This window comes from Nocardia higoensis NBRC 100133 (genome assembly GCF_000308595.1).
Lineage (GTDB): Bacteria > Actinomycetota > Actinomycetes > Mycobacteriales > Mycobacteriaceae > Nocardia > Nocardia higoensis.
Map to the genome: position 1 here is coordinate 1 of NZ_BAGA01000035.1, position 1,686 is coordinate 1,686.

Annotated in this window: 1 protein-coding gene; it reads left to right on the forward strand. The window is 75.7% G+C overall.

What is annotated here, in order from left to right; genetic code table 11:
- Positions 1-1,686, forward strand: a 1,686-nt coding sequence (locus tag ON26_RS04520) for an Lhr family ATP-dependent helicase (protein ID WP_444543699.1), incomplete at both ends; no start/stop codon positions are given.

A 1,686-nucleotide genomic window follows, 5' to 3' on the forward strand; every position in this document is an offset into this window, starting at 1 on the left:
GGGCACGATGCCGCCGGGCACGATGCGGCCGAGGACAGCGCCGAGGCGAGCATGCGGGGTGCCGTCGTCGGCAGCGAGCTCAGCTCCGCCGAGGCACGTCGGCACACCCCCGCCGGTGCAGGCGGTGACGGTCCTGCCGGTGCGGGCGACGGCGCCGCCGGACCGGAAGACGTCGATGCGTCGTCGGCGGAGCCGCTCGGTACGCATCACCGCTGGTTCGCCGAACTGTCCGGCGCCCGGCGGGCGATAACGGTCTCCTATGCGGGCCGCACCTGGTGGGTGGCCGTCGAGGACGCCGCCCGCCTGCGCGACGCGCTCGGCGTGCCACTGCCGGTCGGACTGCCCGAGGCGTTCGCCGAGCCGGTCCCGGACCCGCTGGGCGACCTCGTCGGCCGCTACGCCCGCACCCACGCGCCGTTCCAGCTCGACGCCGTGGCGCGCAGGTTCGGTATCGGCCCGGCTGTCGCGGCGACCGCGCTGCACCGGCTGGCCGCCGAGAAACGGGTGGTGGAAGGCGAATTCACGCCGGGAACCACCGGGTCGGAATGGTGTGACAGCCAGGTGCTGCGCCGATTGCGGCGGCGCTCGCTGGCGGCGGCGCGCCACGAGGTGGAGCCGGTCGCCACGGCGGCGTTCGGGCGGTTCCTGCCCGGCTGGCAGCACGTCGGCACCGGCGAGTTGCGCGGGGTGGACGGTGTCGCCACGGTGGTCGAGCAGCTGGCGGGAGTCCCCGCGCCCGCCTCCGCATGGGAGTCGCTGATCCTGCCCGCGCGGGTGGACGACTACAGCCCCGCCCTGCTGGACGAACTCATGGCCACCGGCGAGGTGGTCTGGTCCGGGCACGGCGCGATCACCGCGAAGGACGGCTGGATCGCGCTGCATCCGGCCGAGCAGGCGCCGTTCACGCTGACCCCGCCCGCCGAGATCGAATACTCCGAGACCGCGCTGCGGCTGCTGGAGGCGCTCGGCGCGGTGCTCGTGCCCGGCCCGGCCGACGGCGCGGTGCCGCGCGGCGGCGGGGCGTACTTCTTCCGTCAGCTCTCCGATGCCACCGGACTGCTCGACGACGCGGCGGTCGCGCGGGCACTGTGGGAGCTGGTGTGGGCCGGTCAGGTCTCCGGCGACACCTTCGCCCCGGTCCGCGCCCTGCTCTCCGGCACGACCCGCACCACCACCGCGCACCGCTCGCCCCGGCGCACCCCGCGCGGCCGTGCCTACCTGCCCCGCCCGGCGATGCCGACCCGGACCGGGCCGCCCTCGGTGGCCGGGCGCTGGTCGCTGCTGCCGGAACGGGTCGCCGACAACACCGTCCGCGCGCACGCCCAGGCCGATGTCCTGCTCGAGCGCTACGGCGTGCTCACCAGGGGTTCGGTGCACAGCGAGGGCGTGCCGGGCGGATTCGCCCTGATGTACCGGGTGCTCACCGAATTCGAGGACCGGGGCCGGTGCCGTCGCGGCTACTTCGTGGACTCGCTCGGCGGAGCCCAGTTCTCCACCACCGACGTGGTGGACCGGCTACGCGCCTGCGACTCCGGGCGCGACGGCCGACGGTCACCGGCGGCCACCGCCCTGGCCGCCTGCGACCCGGCAAACCCGTACGGCGCCGCGCTGCCGTGGCCCAAGAGCGAAGCGGAGGGCGGGCATCGGCCGGGCCGCAAGGCGGGCGCGATCGTGGTGCTGGTGCAC